At 49.9% G+C, this 375-nt stretch carries 2 tRNA genes; both read left to right on the top strand.

The features are described from left to right. Nucleotides 1-102 precede the first annotated feature (102 nt). Nucleotides 103-179, top strand: a tRNA-Ile gene (locus ITJ88_RS16170). Nucleotides 180-201: 22 nt separating this feature from the next. Beyond that, nucleotides 202-274 (top strand) — tRNA-Ala (locus ITJ88_RS16175). The last annotated feature ends 101 nt before the right edge of the window (nucleotides 275-375 follow it).

A 375-nucleotide genomic window follows, 5' to 3' on the forward strand; every position in this document is an offset into this window, starting at 1 on the left:
TCGGAAGGTGCGGCTGGATCACCTCCTTTCTAAGGAAAACGTCCCTTACGGGACATGCCCATCGTTCAGTTTTGAGAGTCTAATTCTCTCTAGTCATGGAATGGGCCTATAGCTCAGCCGGTTAGAGCGCACGCCTGATAAGCGTGAGGTCGGTGGTTCGAGTCCACTTAGGCCCACCATTTCCATTATAATTTCAATCCTGGGGCCTTAGCTCAGCTGGGAGAGCGCCTGCCTTGCACGCAGGAGGTCAGCGGTTCGATCCCGCTAGGCTCCATTTGTCTTGTCCTTTGGATAAGGCACTCGCACCTTGAAAACTGAAGACATCAACAAGACATCAAACTTTTAATTAACCATGTCATTTAAGACGTGTGTTCT

This window comes from Exiguobacterium abrahamii, assembly GCF_015645365.1.
GTDB classification, from domain to species: domain Bacteria; phylum Bacillota; class Bacilli; order Exiguobacteriales; family Exiguobacteriaceae; genus Exiguobacterium_A; species Exiguobacterium_A abrahamii.